The 19,086-nt window shown below is 45.3% G+C and carries 15 protein-coding genes and 1 riboswitch; of the genes, 13 read left to right on the forward strand and 2 right to left on the reverse strand.

Features of this window, described 5'->3' with window-relative positions; translation table 11 throughout:
• The first annotated feature begins 51 nt into the window (after window positions 1-51).
• Complete coding sequence (gene gshB, locus O4M77_RS00540) at window positions 52-999, forward strand: glutathione synthase (RefSeq protein WP_166137473.1); 948 nt, start codon at window positions 52-54, stop codon at window positions 997-999.
• 39 nt (window positions 1,000-1,038) lie between these two features.
• Here gshB and O4M77_RS00545 read toward each other — a convergent pair whose 3' ends face one another.
• Entirely contained in the window at window positions 1,039-2,241 is a 1,203-nt protein-coding gene (locus tag O4M77_RS00545; RefSeq protein WP_166137470.1) for a CynX/NimT family MFS transporter, read from the reverse strand.
• Between the two features lie 408 nt (window positions 2,242-2,649).
• Here O4M77_RS00545 and murG point away from each other — a divergent pair, with 408 nt between their 5' ends.
• From murG to lpxC, 7 genes are all read left to right on the forward strand, one after another.
• On the forward strand, window positions 2,650-3,747 hold the full coding sequence (murG, locus tag O4M77_RS00550) for an undecaprenyldiphospho-muramoylpentapeptide beta-N-acetylglucosaminyltransferase (RefSeq protein ID WP_034703617.1): 1,098 nt from the start codon (window positions 2,650-2,652) through the stop codon (window positions 3,745-3,747).
• A 12-nt stretch (window positions 3,748-3,759) separates the two neighbouring features.
• Complete coding sequence (murC, locus tag O4M77_RS00555; RefSeq protein WP_005232692.1) at window positions 3,760-5,208, forward strand: UDP-N-acetylmuramate--L-alanine ligase; 1,449 nt, start codon at window positions 3,760-3,762, stop codon at window positions 5,206-5,208.
• A gap of 53 nt (window positions 5,209-5,261) precedes the next feature.
• Window positions 5,262-6,191 carry a D-alanine--D-alanine ligase gene (locus tag O4M77_RS00560; protein WP_166137467.1) on the forward strand — a complete coding sequence of 310 codons (930 nt, stop codon included), beginning with the start codon at window positions 5,262-5,264 and terminating at the stop codon, window positions 6,189-6,191.
• A 3-nt stretch (window positions 6,192-6,194) separates the two neighbouring features.
• The gene (locus O4M77_RS00565) at window positions 6,195-7,049 is read left to right on the forward strand and encodes a cell division protein FtsQ/DivIB (RefSeq protein ID WP_034703611.1); all 855 of its coding nucleotides are present in this window, start codon (window positions 6,195-6,197) and stop codon (window positions 7,047-7,049) included.
• A gap of 71 nt (window positions 7,050-7,120) precedes the next feature.
• Window positions 7,121-8,383 (forward strand): cell division protein FtsA, encoded by a 1,263-nt coding sequence (gene ftsA / locus O4M77_RS00570; protein WP_034170249.1) that lies wholly within the window; start codon window positions 7,121-7,123, stop codon window positions 8,381-8,383.
• A gap of 159 nt (window positions 8,384-8,542) precedes the next feature.
• Window positions 8,543-9,730 (forward strand): cell division protein FtsZ, encoded by a 1,188-nt coding sequence (gene ftsZ, locus O4M77_RS00575; RefSeq protein ID WP_034170248.1) that lies wholly within the window; start codon window positions 8,543-8,545, stop codon window positions 9,728-9,730.
• A 126-nt stretch (window positions 9,731-9,856) separates the two neighbouring features.
• Window positions 9,857-10,759, forward strand: a complete 903-nt coding sequence (gene lpxC, locus O4M77_RS00580; RefSeq protein WP_034170289.1) for a UDP-3-O-acyl-N-acetylglucosamine deacetylase — start codon at window positions 9,857-9,859, stop codon at window positions 10,757-10,759.
• Between the two features lie 99 nt (window positions 10,760-10,858).
• Here lpxC and O4M77_RS00585 read toward each other — a convergent pair whose 3' ends face one another.
• A complete protein-coding gene (locus tag O4M77_RS00585) occupies window positions 10,859-11,299 on the reverse strand; it encodes a DciA family protein (RefSeq protein ID WP_004781492.1) in 441 nt (146 codons plus the stop codon).
• Between the two features lie 110 nt (window positions 11,300-11,409).
• On the opposite strand from O4M77_RS00585, the gene O4M77_RS00590 reads away from it, so the two are divergent.
• The 5 genes from O4M77_RS00590 (at window position 11,410) to O4M77_RS00610 (ending at window position 19,044) form a co-directional block, all read left to right on the forward strand.
• On the forward strand, window positions 11,410-12,099 hold the full coding sequence (locus tag O4M77_RS00590) for a M23 family metallopeptidase (RefSeq protein WP_034170247.1): 690 nt from the start codon (window positions 11,410-11,412) through the stop codon (window positions 12,097-12,099).
• A 350-nt stretch (window positions 12,100-12,449) separates the two neighbouring features.
• The gene (gene aceE / locus O4M77_RS00595) at window positions 12,450-15,152 is read left to right on the forward strand and encodes a pyruvate dehydrogenase (acetyl-transferring), homodimeric type (RefSeq protein ID WP_125279167.1); all 2,703 of its coding nucleotides are present in this window, start codon (window positions 12,450-12,452) and stop codon (window positions 15,150-15,152) included.
• Window positions 15,153-15,154: 2 nt separating this feature from the next.
• Window positions 15,155-17,182, forward strand: a complete 2,028-nt coding sequence (locus O4M77_RS00600) for a 2-oxo acid dehydrogenase subunit E2 (RefSeq protein ID WP_166137461.1) — start codon at window positions 15,155-15,157, stop codon at window positions 17,180-17,182.
• An 88-nt stretch (window positions 17,183-17,270) separates the two neighbouring features.
• Window positions 17,271-17,411, forward strand: a riboswitch (yybP-ykoY riboswitch).
• 73 nt (window positions 17,412-17,484) lie between these two features.
• Window positions 17,485-18,060, forward strand: coding sequence for a TMEM165/GDT1 family protein (locus O4M77_RS00605; protein ID WP_159123792.1), 576 nt, complete (start codon window positions 17,485-17,487; stop codon window positions 18,058-18,060).
• A 186-nt stretch (window positions 18,061-18,246) separates the two neighbouring features.
• A complete protein-coding gene (locus O4M77_RS00610) occupies window positions 18,247-19,044 on the forward strand; it encodes an MBL fold metallo-hydrolase (protein ID WP_159123793.1) in 798 nt (265 codons plus the stop codon).
• Window positions 19,045-19,086 lie beyond the last annotated feature (42 nt).

Below are 19,086 nucleotides of genomic sequence, written 5' to 3' on the forward strand. Positions count from 1 at the left end.
TGCACAGGCTATACTCCTTGCTAATGTATTTTTAAGAAAGAGCACAGAGACATGCGCGTACTTGTTGTGATGGATCCCATCGAAAATGTAAACCTGAAAAAAGATTCAACCATGGTCATGTTATGGGCAGCTGCACGCCGTGGACATGAACTGGGTTATGCATTACAGCAAGATTTATATATCGACCAAGGTAAGGCCTTTGGTCTGATCTCGCCTTTGCAGGTATTTGAAGACTATAACCATTACTACGAACTGGGTGAAAAGAAAAAAGAATCGATTGCGGCTTATGATGTGGTGCTGATGCGTAAAGATCCGCCATTCGACATGAACTTTGTCTATACCACTTATATTCTGGAACAGGCAGAACGTGAAGGAGCATGGATTATCAACAAACCGCAAAGCCTGCGTGACTGCAATGAAAAGCTGTTTGCTACTCAGTTCCCGCACCTGCAAGTTCCGACTTTGGTAACGTCGCAACAAAGCCTGCTCCGTGAATTTTTAAAAGAGCATGTTGATGTGATTGTAAAACCATTGGATGGTATGGGCGGCACCGGAATTTTCCGTCTCTATCAGGATGGTATCAATATTGGCTCAACCATTGAGATTCTGACCAACAATGGTAACCAGCCGATTATGGCACAGCGTTATATTCCTGAAATTGTAGAAGGGGATAAGCGTATCCTGATGATCAATGGCGAACCAGTACCGTATTGTCTGGCCCGTATTCCGCAAAATGGTGAAGTGCGTGGCAATCTGGCAGCAGGTGGTTTAGGTCAAGCACGTCCATTAACTGAGAATGATAGAGCCATTGCAGCGCAAGTGGGGCCTTATCTCAGAGAAAAAGGTTTGGTATTTGTCGGTCTGGATGTGATTGGCAATTATGTCACTGAAATTAACGTCACCAGTCCAACCTGTATCCGTGAAATTGATACTCAGTTTGGTACCTCCATTGCAGATGACCTGTTTGATGTACTGGAAGCCGGTCTGGGTCAAGCCTAAGCTTTCAATAATAAAAAAGAGCCTCGTCTGAGGCTCTTTTTATTGGCCATAATGCTTGAATAAAAGCAGGGTCATTAAGATTCCTAATATAGAGAGGCTGGCGGTAACTGCCGCGATATAAGCCCAATTCTGTGTAGTCGAAACCAGTGCTGCGCTCAAAGGCGGCACAAAAAATTGAGCACAGGCTGAAAGCTGTAAAACCAGACCCACACTGGCTGCTGCGGCATTGGCACGCGGGGCATGCTGCAAAGTAATGGCAAAAATAGTGGTCGGGATAATTCCACCAATCAGTGAAAACAGTACAGCACTTATAAACTGTAAGTCGAACATGAGCCATGAACTGGCTGCAAAAGCCAGAAAGCTGCTGCACAGCATGGCTGTAAATCCGGTACTGAATAGCGTCTTGGGTTTCCAGCCACGTTGTAACAACATACCTGCACCAAAAGTGCCGCCCAGATTGGCAAGTACCACGATTGAAACCAGAACGCCTGCAACTTTTAAATCAATACCATGTTCGACATACATGCTGGGCAGGAACCCGGTCACGGTAATCCACTGACTGGTATAACAGGCAAAAATAATAGCTAAACACAGAATGGGTGGATGGGTAAGGGTAACTTTGACAATCTGCCAGAATGAAGTATTTGACGGTACTGGTTGAGGAATTGTGTTAGATGCAAATGCCATTGAATCTATTCGCAGGTATCGTTTAATGATGCCTGCAATAATCAAGCATAGACTGCCGAGAATAGCCCAAATATTCTGCCAGTTCAGGTATTCGAGTAAAACAGGAATACTAAAAACAGCAAGACTGACACCGACACCCATATAGGAACTCCAGAGTCCCATTTTAAAATTCAGTGTTTCAGGCCGACTGATCCGTTTTAAAATTGCAGGCGCGCACAAGGAAATAGTTAAAAATCCAATCCCTTCGGTAAAGCGGAAGAAATATAAGGCTGTGGCATGCTGAATCCAAAGGCCAGCGATACTGCTCAGTCCTAAAATGATTAACGCCAAAATCATGCAGCGCTTTAAACCCACTTTTTCCGAAAAAGCACCAATACAAAGGGCGAATAGCATCCCGGCCCCTTGTACTAAAGATAGGGAAAACCCGGCTTGCGTAAAACTTAAGCCTAAATCCTGTTGCAGAATGGGAATAACAGCAGACAGTTTGCCGACATGCATGGCCGCCAGATAACCGGCTAAAATAATCCATAGATCACGAATTGATATTTTTGACATCTATAATGCTTGAATCCATTTAAGGAGTATGCAGATCAATTTGAAAAAAATTATATAGAGATAGGGATAACATAAAATTTTATTCAGATTTATATGATTTAGGCATAAGTTAATAGGATGAATTAAATGGAAAAATAGCAGTAATTAGTGAAAAATGTATAGATTTAGGAAATGACTATAAAAAGATTAAATGAAAAATATTTAAAAATTATGCTTATATTTCACTTAAGTCTAAGGAAAAATGCAGACCTTATAATAAAACTAGTTTAAACTTCAAATTAGTATGAAAAAAACAATGAAACGCTTGTTGAAATAAGGTAAATAAACTTTCAAGGGCAAGCGTTTGTGATTACAATTGATGACTTAAATTAGACCTCCTGTTTCATTTTTTAATTGAAGAATTAGACCGTGACCGACGCTCAGCAAAAACAGCCTAAACATGTCATGATGATGGCCGCAGGTACGGGTGGACATGTGTTTCCAGCGTTAGCCGTTGCAAAAGATCTACAACAACAAGGAATTGAAGTGTCCTGGTTGGCAACACCAGCGGGCATGGAAAACCGATTATTAAAAAACCATAATATTCCAATTTATCAAATCGATATTCAAGGTGTGCGTGGCAATGGTTTTGTGCGTAAAGTCTTGGCCCCGTTTAAAATTTTAAAAGCCACTCTTAGTGCTATGAAGCATATGAAACAGCTCAAAGTCGAAGCTGTTGCAGGCTTTGGCGGTTATGTGGCAGGACCGGGTGGTCTGGCAGCGCGGATCCTGGGTATTCCTGTAATTATTCACGAGCAAAATGCAGTCGCGGGTTTTACCAATACCCAGTTGTCACGGGTCGCTAAAACGGTATGTCAAGCTTTTCCTGATACTTTCCCGGCACAAGATAAAGTGGTGACTACTGGTAATCCGGTACGCAAAGAAATTACAGAAATTTTAAATCCGTCCTGGCGTTATCAGGAGCGGGAAAAAGCTGGCCAGCCGCTACGAATTTTAATTGTTGGTGGTTCACTTGGGGCACAAGCCTTAAATGAACGTGTGCCGGAAGCCTTGAAACAGTTGAATGTGCCGTTAAATGTCTATCATCAGTGTGGTCAAAATCATGCTGAAGCAACGCGCGCACGTTATGCAGACAAACCCGCCTCCTTGCAGGTTGAAGTTCAGCCGTTTATTGAAGATATGGCCCAAGCTTATAGCGACGCCGATCTGGTCATTTGCCGTGCCGGTGCACTGACGGTTACTGAAATTGCAACTGCCGGTGTAGCCGCGATTTTTGTACCGCTTCCAAGTGCGGTTGATGACCATCAGACTGCGAATGCCAAATTCCTGGCCAATCAGCAGGCAGCTAAAATCTGCCCGCAGGCTACTTTGACGCCAGACAGTTTAAAAACCTTATTAGAGCCGATGCTTGACCGTCAGGTATTGATGGAAATGGCGGTAAAAGCACGCCGTCAGGCTCAACCCGATGCGACCCAGCATGTGGTCCGTTTAATTCAAGAATTGTAATCCGAGTAAATTATGTCTCCAGTAACCCCAGCAGACCAAGCAAAGAAATTAATTAAAGTCCCGGAAATGCGCCGGATCAAGCATATCCATTTTGTAGGGATTGGTGGTGCAGGGATGTGCGGGATCGCGGAAGTACTGAAAAACCAGGGGTATAAAGTTTCTGGTTCAGACATCAAGGCCTCTAAAACTACGGCTCAATTAGAAGAAAATGGTATCAAGGTCTATATCGGCCATGCAGCCAGCAATATTAAGGGTGCCAATGTCATCGTGGTATCTACCGCGATTGATAAGGAAAACCCGGAAATCAAGGCGGCTCTTGAAACCCGTACACCGGTAGTCCGCCGTGCAGAAATGCTGGGTGAGCTGATGCGTTACCGTCACGGGATCGCGGTTGCAGGCACTCACGGTAAAACCACAACCACCAGCCTGATCACCTGTATGCTGGCAGAAGAAAATCTGGATCCAACTTATGTGATCGGCGGTTTGCTAAACCGTACCGGTGTGAATGCCGCTTTGGGTGCAAGTCGTTATATCGTGGCAGAAGCCGATGAATCAGATGCCTCATTCCTGTATCTAGAACCAATGGCTGCCGTGGTGACCAATATCGATGCTGACCATATGGATACTTATGGCGGTAGCTTCGATGTTTTAAAAGATACCTTTATCCAGTTCCTACAAAAACTACCATTCTATGGTTTGGCGGTTGTGTGTGGTGACGATGCCAATATCCGTGAAATCATGCCGCGTATTGGTCGTCCATTACTGACTTATGGTTTTAATGAAGATAATGACATTCGTGCCGTCGATGTCGTACAGGAAGGTATGCGCAGCCACTTTACCGTATTACGTAAAGATCGTGAGCCGCTACGCGTGACTGTGAATCAGCCGGGTCTGCACAATGTACTCAATGCCTTGGCTGCAATTGGGATTGCAACGGATGAAGGCGTATCCGATGCAGCTATTTGCCGTGCACTGGAAGGCTTCAGTGGTGTAGGTCGTCGCTTCCAGGTACAAGGTCAATTCGAACTTGAAGGCGGCGATGTGAAACTGGTCGATGACTATGGTCACCATCCAAAAGAAGTAGAAGCCACTATTAAAGCGGCTCGTGCCAGCCATCCAGATCGCCGTCTGGTGATGATGTTCCAGCCGCACCGTTTCAGCCGTACCCGTGACTGTTTTGATGACTTCGTAGAAGTGCTTTCACAAGTTGATCAGCTGCTCTTACTTGAAGTGTATCCGGCAGGGGAAAAGCCAATTGTAGGTGCAGATAGCCGCGCATTGGCACGTAGTATCCGTTTACGTGGGGAAGTTGAACCAATCCTGATTGATCCGGTTGAGGGGAACCTGAGCCAGGTGATGAAAAAGGTATTGCAAGCAAATGACTTGTTATTAACCCAAGGCGCAGGTAATGTTGGAGCAATCTCAATCGAACTTGCTCAAAATCATTTATATGTAAAGTAAAATAGTCATGTTATGACTGATTGAACAGATTCAAAAAGTTTAAGGATATAAACGTGTCAAATGCTTCAAAATTCGGAAAAGTTGCCGTATTGCTGGGTGGTAAATCTGCAGAGCGTGAGGTTTCGCTAGATAGTGGAACCGCCGTACTTGAGGCATTAATGCGTTCTGGGGTCAATGCAGAAGCGTTTGATCCACAAGAGCGTAGTGTTACCGAGCTAGTAAATTATGATCGTGCGTTTGTGGTATTGCATGGTCGTGGCGGTGAAGACGGTCAGATTCAGGGTGCGCTGGAATGGTTGAATATTCCATATACCGGTACAGGCGTACAGGGTTCTGCCATTGGTATGGATAAAGTCAAAACCAAACAGGTTTGGCAGGGTTCAGAATTACCTACTGCGCCATATCGTATCGTGACCAAGAACTCGAATGCGCAAGAAATTGTATCTGCTCTAGATTTGCCGCTGATCATTAAGCCTGTACACGAAGGTTCGAGTATTGGTATGAGTAAAGTTGAAAAAGTAGAAGACTTTGCTGATGCGATTGCCAAAGCCACTGAACATGATGCCGTGGTTATGGCAGAGAAATGGATCACAGGCCGTGAATTTACCATTGTAATTCTGAATGGTCAGGCCCTACCTGTCATTCGTCTGCAACCGCCAGAAGATGTGGCTTTCTATGACTATGAAGCTAAATATCAGCGTAATGATGTGGAATATGGCATTCCATGTGGCTTAAGCGAGTCTGAAGAGAAAGAATTGCAAGCCTTGGCTCTACGTGCCTTCCAGGCAGTGGGTGCAAGTGGCTGGGGCCGTATTGATGCAATGCAGGATGAACAGGGTAATTTCTGGTTGCTGGAAGTGAATACAGTTCCGGGGATGACCAGTCATTCTCTGGTACCAAAAGCGGCAGCAGCCGTCGGCTATAGTTTTGATGCGCTCTGTGTAGCGATTCTGGAACAAACATTAAACGGTGCGGCACACTAAGTTATGGCTCAACTCCCAGCAACCATGCGCCGTAAACGTGCTGCGATTACCTCAATTCACGACAAGCCGCCGACACGCAAAGAAAAACTGACCAACCTGGGTGGTTGGGCCTTGTTGTGTGTCGCGCTGGTGGTGCTGGCTTTTGGGATTTTTGGCCTGTATAAGGTGATGACGGATGCTCAGGTAGCAGAGCTGAAAGTGGCAGGAACGCGTTCAGCAGCTGAAGAGCGCCAGGTCATGCAGTACGTTTCACCGATTGTGACTGAAAACTATTTCACTTCGGACCTGGAATCGATTCGTGACCGCGCACTGGAATTGTCCTGGGTGGACCGTGTCGTAGTGTCTCGTGCCTGGCCAGACAAGATTCATGTCCGGGTGATGCCGCATCATGCTATTGCACGATGGGGTACAGGACGACTGCTAAGTGATAGTGGCATTATTTTCACTGAAGTCAGTCCTAAAGATTATTCAGCTTTACCGTTGCTGCATGGACCCTCTACTCATGCAAATACCATGATGCGACGTTATAATGAAATCAACCAGTTATTTTTACCACAAGGTATTCGTTTAAAAGAATTATATTTAACTGAACGAATGACGTGGTTTATGCAGTTTGATTCAGGTTTGCGTGTGATTGTCGATAAAGACCAGACCATGAGCAAGTTGCAACGTTTGAGTCATCTGTCCTATAGCGAACTAAAACCGGTATGGTCAAAAATTTCAGCGATTGACCTGCGTTATCGTAATGGATTGGCGATTCAATGGAAAAATTCAATTCCGCCTAAAATTGTAAATGGTCAATTTATTGTAACCATTAATGACACGGGCGTTGAGAATAATGTAACAGTAAAGCCATAATGACCGGCTTTAAAAACTAGAGGCCTTATAAAGCCATAAATCTAACAAACACGTAATGGTAGTAGTTAATAATGAGTGAAGCTGTTCCCTCGGTTGTGGCGATTGACATTGGGACACACAAAGTTTCAGTTTTGATTGGTAAGGTACACGCGCCAGACAATATCCAAGTGATTGGAATGGCGACCGCTCGTAACCGAGGCATGAATAAAGGAAAAATTGTCAGTCTCGATAAAGTCATTACCGCCATTAAAAACGCCGTACAAGAAGCGGAAGATATGGCTGAATGTCGTGTGCATTCTGCGTGGATTTCGATCCCGAGTGCTGAATTAAAAAGCTTTTATGCCTCGGGTCGTACCACCATTGATAATAGTGAACATTCAATTACGACCAGTGAAGTGGTACGGGCACTTGAGCTGGCCAAAGCCAGTCATGTCACCTCAGATCATTATCTGGTGAGTGCGGTACCATTGGGCTTCGAGCTGGATGATGCACCTGAGTGGGTACTCAACCCGATCCGTATGTCGGCACATAGCATGACCGGGCATTATCACTTGATGATGTTACCGATCAGCACCATGCAGAATATTGACCGCGCTTTAAAAGGGGCCAATATCGGTGTGGAGAAAATGGTGGTGTCCTGTCTGGCTACCGCTGAAGCCAGCCTGCTCAAAGATGAAAAAGAATATGGCGTGTGTCTGGTGGATATCGGTGCGGGAACCACCAATGTCGCTGTTTATCTGGATGGCCGTTTGGCATTAACCCATACCATTCAGCGTGGCGGTGAACATGTGACCCGTGATATCGCAGCAGTTTTACAGACTACGACAGAAGAAGCAGAACGTCTGAAATTGCTCTATGGTTGTGTTGACCTGAAAGTGGTTAAACCAGAGCATATGATTCAGTTCCAGGGCATTGATGGACCACAAACCATTAGCCGGATTGAACTGACTGAAATTATCATGGCGCGTTATGAAGAAATCATGGGTCTGGTGCGTGATGAACTGGTGAACCATGGCGCGATGCAGGGACTGTATCATGGTGTGGTGCTGACTGGTGATGCCAGTCAGATTGAAGGTATGGTCAGCTTTGTACGCCGTACCTTGGGTGTATCTGCACATCTGGGCAATCCGCCGGTACAGGTCTATGCGGATGAACAGCACCAGGCGGCTTTACGTCGTTCCCAGTACGCAACAGTGGCTGGTTTGCTGATGTTTAGTCAGAGTGATACCCAGGAAACCCTCGTTGAAACCGAAGACGGGGACAAATTATCAGTAACACAGCGCATTAAACGGGCATGGTCAGGTTTTAACGAAACGTTAAAAGCGATCTTTTAAGCGATTTTTATTGTGAATATTGTTGGGAAGTTGTAGTTAATCCGGCTTGTACTTGACAAGTGCCTGCTTGAGCAGCATTCTTAAAAACAATTTTTATCAAGATTAAGGCAGTATACGGGCTTAGTGACTGCCAATTATGAATTAGGAATTTTATAGGTCATGGCCTCATTTGAATTTTTCGAAGAAGATCATAGCGATAGCAATGGTCAAGCCCGTTTCACTGTATTTGGTGTAGGTGGTGCGGGTGGTAATGCTGTACAGCATATGTTGCAGTCCGATATCCAGGGCGTAAAGTTCGTCTGTGCCAATACAGACAAACAGGCACTGGATCGCATGGAAGCCGAATTTAAAATTCAGCTGGGTGAGCAAAGTACACGTGGTCTGGGTGCTGGAGCAAATCCACAGGTCGGTCAAGCGGCAGCAGAAGAAAGCCGTGAACTGATCCGCCAGCAGCTTGAAGGTACCGATATGGTATTCGTTACTGCCGGTATGGGTGGTGGTACAGGTACCGGTGCTGCGCCAGTCGTTGCTGAAATTGCTAAAGAAATGGGTATCCTCACTGTTGGTGTCGTAACTACACCATTCAACTTTGAAGGTAAACGCCGTCTGCAATCTGCCGAGAAGGGGATTGAAGCGTTAGAACAGCACGTAGATTCTCTGATCATCATTCCAAACCAGCGTCTATTGAAAGTCTTCCGTGATATTTCAATGAAGGATGCATATAAAAAAGCGGATGATGTACTGTTGAATGCGGTACGTAGTATCTTTGATCTGGTGGTACGTCCTGGTCACATTAACCTTGACTTCGCCGATCTGAAAACTGCAATGAGTACACGTGGTTATGCCATGATGGGGGTAGGCTTGGGTCGTGGTGAAAACCGTGCACGTCAGGCAGCAGAACAGGCGATTCGCAGCCCATTACTGGATAACGTCACCATCATGAATGCCAAAGGTATTCTGATTAACGTGACGGGTGGTGATGACGTAACCTTCGGTGAAATCGAAGAAATTACTGATGTTGTAAACCAGATCGTGGATCTAGACGAAGGTCAGGTCTTCTACGGTACAGTATTTGATCCTGATGCTCGTGATGAAATCAGCGTCACAGTGATTGCGACTGGTCTGACTCGCCATGCTGCAGATTCGGTTGAGCCGACTAAACGCGCGAATGTACAGGCAGCACGTCCATCAGCATCACAGGCAGTAGTTGAAGATGATGATGTACCGGCAATTCAGCGTCAGCAAAATGAAGCAGGTGCAGCAGCTAATCCTGCAGCTTCAGTTTCTAGCCCGCGTCCAACGCCAATGAGCATCCAAGATTATCTTAAAAATCAACAGCGTAAGTAATATGTAACAGCATGTGTTTACGATGATTGCACAGAAAAGGTGGCTTTAGAGCCACCTTTTGTTTTTTATCAATGGCCAAATATGCTAACGTATAGCGGTTTTATTGGTGAACAGATGATAAAAAGCATGTTGAAACAACGTACCCTGCAACGTATCGTGAAAGCGAGCGGAATCGGTCTTCATAGTGGGCAGAAGGTTATGATTAACTTTGTGCCACACCACGCCGATGGGGGCATTGTGTTTCGTCGTATTGATCTGGATCCACCTGTCGATATTCCTGCGGATGCCTTATTGATCCAGGAAGCCTTCATGTGTTCGAATCTGGTTCAGTCAAATGCCAAAGTGGGTACGATTGAGCATGTGATGAGCGCCATTGCGGGACTGGGCATTGATAACCTGATTATTGAAGTGTCAGCTTCAGAAGTTCCCATTATGGATGGTAGTGCCGGACCTTTCATTTATCTGCTCATGCAGGGCGGCTTGCAAGAACTAGATGCACCAAAGAAATTTATTAAAATTATTAAACCTGTTGAAGCCCTGATCGATGATAAACGGGCGATTTTCAGCCCACACGACGGCTTTCAGCTAAATTTCACTATTGATTTTGATCACCCTGCCTTTAAAAAAGAACATCAGTCTGCCAGCATCGATTTTTCTACAGAAACCTTCGTTTATGAAGTCAGTGAAGCGCGTACATTCGGCTTTATGAAAGACCTTGACTACTTGAAAGCCAATAATCTGGCTTTGGGTGCAAGCTTGGAAAATGCCATCGGTGTAGATGAAACTGGTGTGGTCAATGAAGAAGGTTTGCGTTTCTCGGATGAGTTTGTACGTCACAAGATTCTGGACGCAGTAGGTGATTTATACCTGCTAGGCCACCAGATCATTGCCAAATTTGATGGTTACAAATCAGGGCATGCTTTGAATAATCAACTATTGCGTAACGTGAAAAGTGACCCAAGCAGCTATGAAATTGTAACATTTGATGACGTAACTCAATGTCCAATTAGTTATGTAACTGTGACATAAGTCCTTGTCTTTGTGTCTTTGTGTTATAACTTAGCTGCATCTAATGTGACGCCTGTCACATAAAAATAACATTGGAATTTATTACATCTCATTGCAATGTTACTTTTTATTGCTTGCCAAACGTAGTAAAGCTTGGCTAAGCTTAGGGTCGCTTATAAAGTCAGCAGCACCGCGAAGTAATTCCTGTGTTTCTGGACTCAAGGCTCTTTCAGATTTTTCTGGAACCGGTTGAACAGGGGATGGATTCCTTAAGCAAACCTGGATTTTAGTGAGATCTTTTAATTCGTTTATTTGAGAGAGTTGTGAGATGTATTGCTTTTGAAGATAGGCCAATTGAGAAATCATGGCTTGGTTTTCACCAGTAATCGTTAACACACCATTTTGATAGCAGGCAACTTGCCATTGTTCGGGTTGAGGCAATAGCGGTTGTACGAGTTTCGTAAGCTTCTGCCATGCAGAAACTTGTGATGAGAGAAACGAAAAGTTTCCTGTTTTTATCTGTTTTCTTGTTTTTTGAAAGACGTTGACAGGTTCCGACATACATAATTCCTACATGTTTATGTCTTAATCTTATGCGCTTCTTAAAGTGGATATCAAGGAAGAGATCTTCAAGAAACTCGATTAGCAGTTTAGAGAGGTTTTTTATGCATATGCCTATGCGACGTATCCTATTGGCATTTTCTATTTCGGTTTCAGCTGCTTCAGTAGCTTTTGCAGATTTAGTGGATCTGAATCAACAAGATGCTACACCTGACCGTCTTGAGCAGTTAACACGTACTTTATCGCAGGGTTCTTATACCCATCCTGAAGATATTGATATTCCCGCACAAACTAAATTAAATGTTCAGCTACGTGAAAAACCGGTTGAACTGAATAATCAGACCATTGCTCAAAAATATGGCAATTCTTCATCCAGTAAAGTTGCATCTTCAAATAATCCTTATTCGTGGTTAGTGGCTCATCCATTACCCGACATGAAACGTGTCAGCTCAAATTTTGGCGGCCGTACCATGGGTGGTCGTGCTGAAAATCACTCAGGTCTAGATCTGGCTGCTGCAAGCGGTACACCGATCTATGCAACTGGTCCTGGTATCGTAACCAAATCGGGTTGGGGTACAGGTTATGGTCAGTATGTCGAAATTAACCATGGTAATGGATACCTTACTCGTTATGCCCATGCTTCACGCTTGATTGCACGTGTGGGAGATCAGGTGCAAGCCGGTGATCATATTGCGAATGTAGGTTGTACAGGTCGTTGTACTGGTCCTCATCTACACTATGAAGTAGTAAAAGACGGTCAACGTAAAAATCCTTCAACTTATTTAGCAATGTTGCCTTAAGCGTAGCTTTGCTCAAAATAACTGAAATACTTTAATACGTCTGATACTTGATACTCATAAAAAATCAATCAAACCGCTTTTAAAGCAATTAGACTGAACATTTCTTCCAGGGAGTAGAGAAGGAGTTCGGTCTAATTGCTTTTAGATATTATATTATCACCGAGAATTATAACTGTCGTATAAAAAATCGCCATTATTGACTTCTTTTTGTTACTTTGTGTAATAAAGTGTCAATGTATATTTAGATAATAAATAGTACTCCAGAACCGCATTCAGCCAAGGCCATACCTGCATAAGCCGTAAATATGATACATATAAGTGATCAATTTGGCTTTCAGGAACTGTAGATTATGGCGTTTTATGGAGATACCGACGCTCAAGAAACCCAAGAATGGCAAGACGCTTTTGACTCCGTTTTGCAGCACATGGGAACCGAGCGCGCCGCCTTTTTACTTGAAAAACTTTATCAACGCGCAATTGCCAAACATGTTCCTATTCAGCGTTTAAATACTCCCTACTTAAACACTATTTCTGTAGAAGAACAACCTGCGATGCCGGGCGACCAGGACATGGAGCGCCGTATTCGCGCGCTGATCCGCTGGAATGCTTTGGCAATGGTGCTTCGCGCAAATAAAACCGGTGATGACTTAGGTGGTCACTTGGCCAGCTTTGCTTCATCTGCCACTTTATACGATGTGGGTTTTAACCATTTCTTCCGTGCCAATAACGACAGCTTCGGTGGCGACCTGATTTACTATCAAGGTCACTGTGCACCGGGGATTTATGCCCGCTCATTTTTAGAAGGTCGCTTAACTGAAGAGCATCTGAATAATTTCCGTCGTGAAGTCGGCGGCAAAGGCTTACCCTCTTATCCTCATCCTTACTTGATGCCAGATTACTGGCAGTTCCCGACGGTATCGATGGGTCTGGGTCCAATCATGTCGATCTATCAGGCGCATATTCAAAAGTATCTGATGAACCGTGGCTTGATTAAGGAAGAAGACCGTAAAGTCTGGGCTTATCTGGGCGATGGCGAAATGGATGAGCCGGAAAGCTTGGGCGCGATTTCACTGGCGGGTCGTGAGAAGCTGGACAACCTGATCTGGGTGGTGAACTGTAACTTGCAGCGTCTGGATGGCCCGGTACGTGGTAATGGCAAGATCATTCAGGAACTTGAATCATTGTTCCGTGGTGCTGGCTGGCGCGTGATTAAAGTTGTCTGGGGTCGTCATTGGGATCCGCTACTGGATAAAGACAAATCTGGTGCACTCAAAGCGATTATGGAAGAAGCAGTAGATGGTGATTATCAGCGCTATCAGGTGAAAGGTGGTGCTTATGCACGCGCACATTTCTTTGGTAAATATCCAGAAGCAGAAGCTTTGGTCAAAGACCTGAGCGATGAAGATATTGATAATCTGAACCGTGGTGGTCATGACCCGTACAAAGTCTTTGCTGCCTATGCAGAAGCGACCAAGGCCAAAGGTCAGCCAACGGTCATTCTGGCGAAAACCGTAAAAGGTTATGGTCTGTCTGATGAAATTGAAGCGGTGAATAAGACCCACCAAATCAAGAAAATGCAGCTGGAATCGTTGAAATACGTACGTAACCGTTTCAACTTGCCATTTACTGATGAACAACTGGAAGAAATTCCATTCTACCGCCCAAGCGAAAACTCGCCTGAAATTAAATATATGAAGGCACGCCGTGAAGCACTGGGTGGTTATCTGCCAGCACGTCGCAAAGAAAGCGAATCTTTACCAATTCCTGAGCTCTCTGTTTTTGATGCTGTGCTCAAAGGTTCAAACGGTAAAGAACAGTCCACCACCATGGTCATGGTTCGTCTCATCTCTGCCTTATTAAAAGAGAAAGCAATCAAGGACCGTGTGGTACCGATCGTGCCAGATGAAGCGCGTACCTTTGGTCTGGAAGGGATGTTCCGTCAATTGGGGATCTATGCAGCGCATGGTCAACAATATACCCCTGAAGATCAGGAACAGTTGATGCATTACCGTGAAGCCAAAGACGGTCATATGTTACAGGAAGGGATTAACGAAGCCGGTGCGATGAGCGCATGGGCAGCCTTGGCGACCAGTTATTCAACCAATAACCTGCCAATGATTCCGATGTACATGTACTACTCGATGTTCGGCTTCCAGCGTATTGGCGATATTGCCTGGGCCGCAGGTGATGCACAGGCGCAAGGCTTCTTGCTGGGTGCAACCGCTGGCCGTACTACCTTAAATGGTGAGGGCTTGCAGCATCAGGATGGTCATTCGCATATTCTGGCCAACACCATTCCAAACTGTGTCTCTTATGACCCGTGCTTTGGCTATGAGCTTGCTGTGATCGTGCATGATGGTCTGCAACGTATGTATGTGAATCAGGAGCGTGTGTTCTATTATCTGACCTTGATGAACGAAAATTACGAACATCCGCCAATGCCGCAAGGTGCAGAAGAAGGCATCAAGCGTGGTATGTATCTGCTGGAAGAAGACGAAAAAGCGACGGTTCAGTTGATGGGTTCAGGCGTGATTCTGCGTGAAGTCATCAAGGCCGCAAAAATCCTGCGTGAGGAATATCAGATTCATGCCAATGTCTGGAGCGTGACCAGCTTTAACGAACTCGCTCGCGATGGTATGGCATGTGAAGAATATAACCGCCTGCATCCACTGGCTGAAGAAGCGAAAGAGCCATGGGTGTCTCAGCAGTTACGTGACAAGGACGGTATTGTGGTATCGGCTACCGATCACATGCGTGCCTATAGCGAACAGATCCGTGCCTATCTTCCAGATAGCCGTCCATTCGTAGCCTTGGGTACCGATGGTTATGGCCGTTCAGATACCCGTGGCAACCTGCGTAGCTACTTTGGTGTCGATGCTGCACATATTGTCGTAGCAACCTTGAAGAAGCTGGCAGATGAAGGCGAAGTCGATGCACGTTTAGTGAAAGACGCGATCTCTAGCTTTGAGTTAGATACTGATCGTCCGGTGGCTTGGGCACCTCAGGCGACTCCTGAATTGCATCCAGTTGCTGACTACAAAGAGGAGAACTAATCATGCAAATTACGACTCCAGATATTGGTGTAGACAAGGCAACTGTGGCAGAAATCCTGGTGAAGGTGGGTGACACCATCGCTGTAGATGAAAGTATTGTGCTGCTGGAATCGGATAAAGCCTCTGTTGAAGTGCCAAGCACTTCAGCAGGTGTGGTCAAAAACATCCTGATCAATCAGGGTGATGAAGTATCTGAAGGTACTGTCCTGATTGAACTGCAGGCTGAAGATGATGCCAGTACGGTAGAAAGTCAGGAAGCTGATGCTGCTGACAAAACTTCGGAAAATACTCCAACTGAATTGCCTGATGAGGAAATCCTGCAGGAAGTGGCGGCACATCAGCCTAAAGCCTCTAGCCAAAGTGAACAGGCCTCTCAATCGGCTTCTACATCTACTGTAGAAGTGAAATTGCCGGATATTGGCGTAGAAAAGGCCCTGGTGGGTGAAATTCTGGTTCAGGTTGGCGATGAAGTTGAGGTGGATCAAAGCCTGGTCGTGGTTGAATCGGATAAAGCAACAGTTGAAGTACCAAGTACAGTTGCAGGTACTGTAGAAGCGATTCATATTCAGGAAGGTGATTCAGTCAAAGAGGGGGTGCTGATTCTGACAGTGAAAACTGCAGATTCAGCACCAGCTGCTGAGCAAGCAGCGCCTCAAGCAGAAGAAAAGCCAAAAGCTCAAGCAACACCTGAAGCCAAAACTGAAACAGCACCACAACAGGCGGCATCCCCTGCAGGCGATATTGAAGTAAAAGTACCTGACTTGGGTGTCGACAAGGCTGCTGTAGCAGAAATTCTGGTACAGGTCGGTGATACGGTGGAGAAAGACCAGAGCATCATCGTGGTCGAATCGGATAAAGCGACAGTAGAAGTGCCAAGCACGACTGCCGGAGTGATTAAGGCGATTCATGTTGAGCTGGGCCAGAGTGTTTCTGAAGGTGTGGCACTGATTACGATTAAAGCTGAAGGACAAGCATCACCTGCTGCAGCTCCAGCGGAAAAATCAGAAGCACCTGCAGTCAAAGCTACGCCTGCACCAGCCACAGCTCCAAAAGCTGAACCTGCTGCGACACCTGAAACGCATAGTGCAGACAAGCTCACCAAAGAGCAGAACGCTGCCAATGCCAAAGTTTATGCTGGTCCTGCTGTGCGTAAACTGGCTCGTGAACTGGGTGTGGTATTGGCAGAAGTGAAAGCTTCTGGTCCGCATGAGCGTCTAATGAAAGAAGACCTGTTTGCGTATGTGAAAGATCGTCTGACTGCACCGCAAACAACAACCGCACCTGCGGCAGCTACAGCTCCTGCTGGCTTACCAAAACTGCCTGATTTCAGTGCTTTTGGTGGGGTAGAAGAGAAAGCCTTGACGCGTCTGCAACAGGTTTCGATTCCACAGTTATCTTTAAATAACTATATCCCACAAGTGACCCAGTTTGATGCAGCAGACATCACTGAGCTGGAAGCTTGGCGTAATGAGCTGAAAGGCAACTTCAAGAAAGAAGGTATTGGCCTGACCATCATGGCTTTCATTATCAAGGCTGTAGCTTATCTGCTCAAAGAAGAACGCGAGTTTGCCGGTCACCTGTCTGATGACGGTAAATCGGTATTGCTACGTAATGAGATCCATATGGGCATTGCGGTTGCGACGCCAGATGGCTTGACTGTTCCTGTATTACGTAACCCGGACCAGAAGTCGATCAAGCAGATCGCCATTGAGCTCGGTGAATTAAGCCAGAAAGCGCGTGACAAGAAATTGTCACCTAAAGATCTGCAAGGTGCGAACTTCACGATTACCAGCTTGGGCTCAATTGGCGGTACAGCATTTACGCCGTTGGTGAACTGGCCGCAAGTGGCGATCCTGGGAATTTCCCCAGCAACCATGCAACCGGTATGGAATGGGGAGGGCTTTGATCCACGTTTGATGCTGCCACTGTCACTGTCTTATGACCATCGCGTAATTAATGGTGCCGATGCTGCACGCTTTACCAATAAGCTGACCAAGCTGTTAAAGGATATTCGTACACTCTTGATCTGATTCATGAATGTATGAAAATAAAAACCCTGCTCCGGCAGGGTTTTTTTATATGACAATTTGTAAATATAAACACGGTTGGCTATAATGGGCGCACTTCATTGGGGAGTAGCCGCCTTTTGCGCAAAGCAGAAGGGTGATGGTCAACATATTTGCTCAACAGGGCATGGTCATCATAGCAAAGAACCAAATAAGCTTCTCGAAGCTTTCTTTTGTTGGCAAGACCTTTGATTTACCATTCTGCAGATTTTGGCTGGCGGGAAGGGTGAATCATCGGTAGAAAATGCCAGCCAGAGAAAGACCGCATGTACGAATTCCTGCTTTCCACGGCCATCGTTGCACTTGCCGAAATGGGTGATAAAACCCAGTTACTGGCTTTGCTTCTTGCAGCACGTTTCCGCAAACCGACACCGATTTTAATTGCAATTTTACTGGCAACCCTGATTAACCATGGTCTTTCAGCAGCCCTGGGGCAATGGGTCACTACCGTTATTGGGCCAGAAATTTTGCTGTGGATCGTGTCAGTCGGTTTTATTGGGATGGCAATCTGGATGCTGATTCCGGATGAATTAGGGGATGAAAACGACAGTATCAATAAATGGCAAAAGTACGGCGTGTTTGGTGCGACTTTTGTGCTGTTCTTCCTGGCTGAAATTGGTGATAAAACCCAGATTGCGACAGTGGCACTGGCAGCACGTTTTGACAGTGTGCTTTGGGTGATGATGGGTACTACCGTCGGAATGATGATTGCCAACGCACCTGCGGTATTTATCGGTGATAAACTGGCGAATAAACTTCCAATCGGCCTGATTCATAAAATTGGCGCCAGTATTTTCTTGATCATCGGTGTCGGCACCTTGGCACAACATTATTTATTTTAAAAATAAAAATCAATTTCGTATAAATCCTGAGCTAAAAACTCGGGATTTTTTATTGTGAAATTGTGCTCAATTTACTGATAAATAAAGTGATATATCCAGTTTTATTGATTGTAAGTTCATTTAATTCCCTATATGTTATATGCCTATAGAAAAACCATCCTAAACGAAAAAAATTGGGGATTACTGATGGCCTTCGAGCGCACCACATCGCAAGTCTTGTTTGATAATGGGACACATAAATGTATTAGTTTTACCAGTCTCGTTAAAGGTGAAGGTGTCCAGGCAAACCAATTTCTGATTTTAGACAATGAGCGTGCTGCAGTACTTGATCCGGGCGGTGATTTAACTTATGTACCGTTGACCATGGAACTGAACCGCTATACCCGGTTAAGCAATCTGGATTATGTGATGGCATCGCATCAGGATCCGGACATTATTACCTCCATGCCGCGCTGGCTGGTCTATACCGAAGCCAAAGTCGTGGCTTCCAAGCTCTGGGCGCGTTTCTTGCCGCATCTGAATTCAGCCTTTATGAGTGACCGTATGAAAGGTAACTGGCTGGATCGTCTGGTTGAATTGCCGGATCATGGTCAGATCATTCCACTCGGTCAATCCAGCATTATTGCTATTCCAGCGCACTTTTTACATTCAGTCGGTAATTTCCAGTTTTATGACCCGATTGCCAAGATCCTGTTTTCTGGTGATATGGGGGCGTCAATGGTCGAGGATGCTTCAAAGCCACTGGAAAATTTTGCAGCGCACATTCCGAAAATGAAAGGATTTCACCAGCGCTATATGTGCAATAACAAGGTGATTCGTTTATGGGTACAGATGGTACGTACCATGGATGTAGACATGATTGTGCCACAACATGGAACACCATTTGTGGGTAAAGAACAGATTAACCAGTTTCTGGACTGGATTGAAACACTGGAATGTGGCACTGATTTAATGGATGAAACTGTTTTTACTTGTCCTGAATAGTTCAAGAAAATTTTAAATTTTTTCTTGAGTAGAAAAACAACA

The organism is Acinetobacter sp. YWS30-1 (assembly GCF_033558715.1).
Taxonomy (GTDB): Bacteria; Pseudomonadota; Gammaproteobacteria; order Pseudomonadales; family Moraxellaceae; genus Acinetobacter.

Bases quoted from the DNA above. Each gene is read 5' to 3' on its own strand.
- gshB (WP_166137473.1), top strand. From the start codon at position 52: ATGCGCGTACTTGTTGTGATGGATCCCATCGAAAATGTAAACCTGAAA.
- O4M77_RS00545 (WP_166137470.1), bottom strand. From the start codon at position 2,241: ATGTCAAAAATATCAATTCGTGATCTATGGATTATTTTAGCCGGTTAT.
- aceE (WP_125279167.1), top strand. From the start codon at position 12,450: ATGGCGTTTTATGGAGATACCGACGCTCAAGAAACCCAAGAATGGCAA.
- O4M77_RS00610 (WP_159123793.1), top strand. From the start codon at position 18,247: ATGGCCTTCGAGCGCACCACATCGCAAGTCTTGTTTGATAATGGGACA.
- ftsA (WP_034170249.1), top strand. From the start codon at position 7,121: ATGAGTGAAGCTGTTCCCTCGGTTGTGGCGATTGACATTGGGACACAC.
- murC (WP_005232692.1), top strand. From the start codon at position 3,760: ATGTCTCCAGTAACCCCAGCAGACCAAGCAAAGAAATTAATTAAAGTC.
- O4M77_RS00565 (WP_034703611.1), top strand. From the start codon at position 6,195: ATGGCTCAACTCCCAGCAACCATGCGCCGTAAACGTGCTGCGATTACC.
- O4M77_RS00590 (WP_034170247.1), top strand. From the start codon at position 11,410: ATGCCTATGCGACGTATCCTATTGGCATTTTCTATTTCGGTTTCAGCT.
- O4M77_RS00600 (WP_166137461.1), top strand. From the start codon at position 15,155: ATGCAAATTACGACTCCAGATATTGGTGTAGACAAGGCAACTGTGGCA.
- O4M77_RS00605 (WP_159123792.1), top strand. From the start codon at position 17,485: ATGTACGAATTCCTGCTTTCCACGGCCATCGTTGCACTTGCCGAAATG.
- ftsZ (WP_034170248.1), top strand. From the start codon at position 8,543: ATGGCCTCATTTGAATTTTTCGAAGAAGATCATAGCGATAGCAATGGT.
- lpxC (WP_034170289.1), top strand. From the start codon at position 9,857: ATGTTGAAACAACGTACCCTGCAACGTATCGTGAAAGCGAGCGGAATC.
- O4M77_RS00585 (WP_004781492.1), bottom strand. From the start codon at position 11,299: ATGTCGGAACCTGTCAACGTCTTTCAAAAAACAAGAAAACAGATAAAA.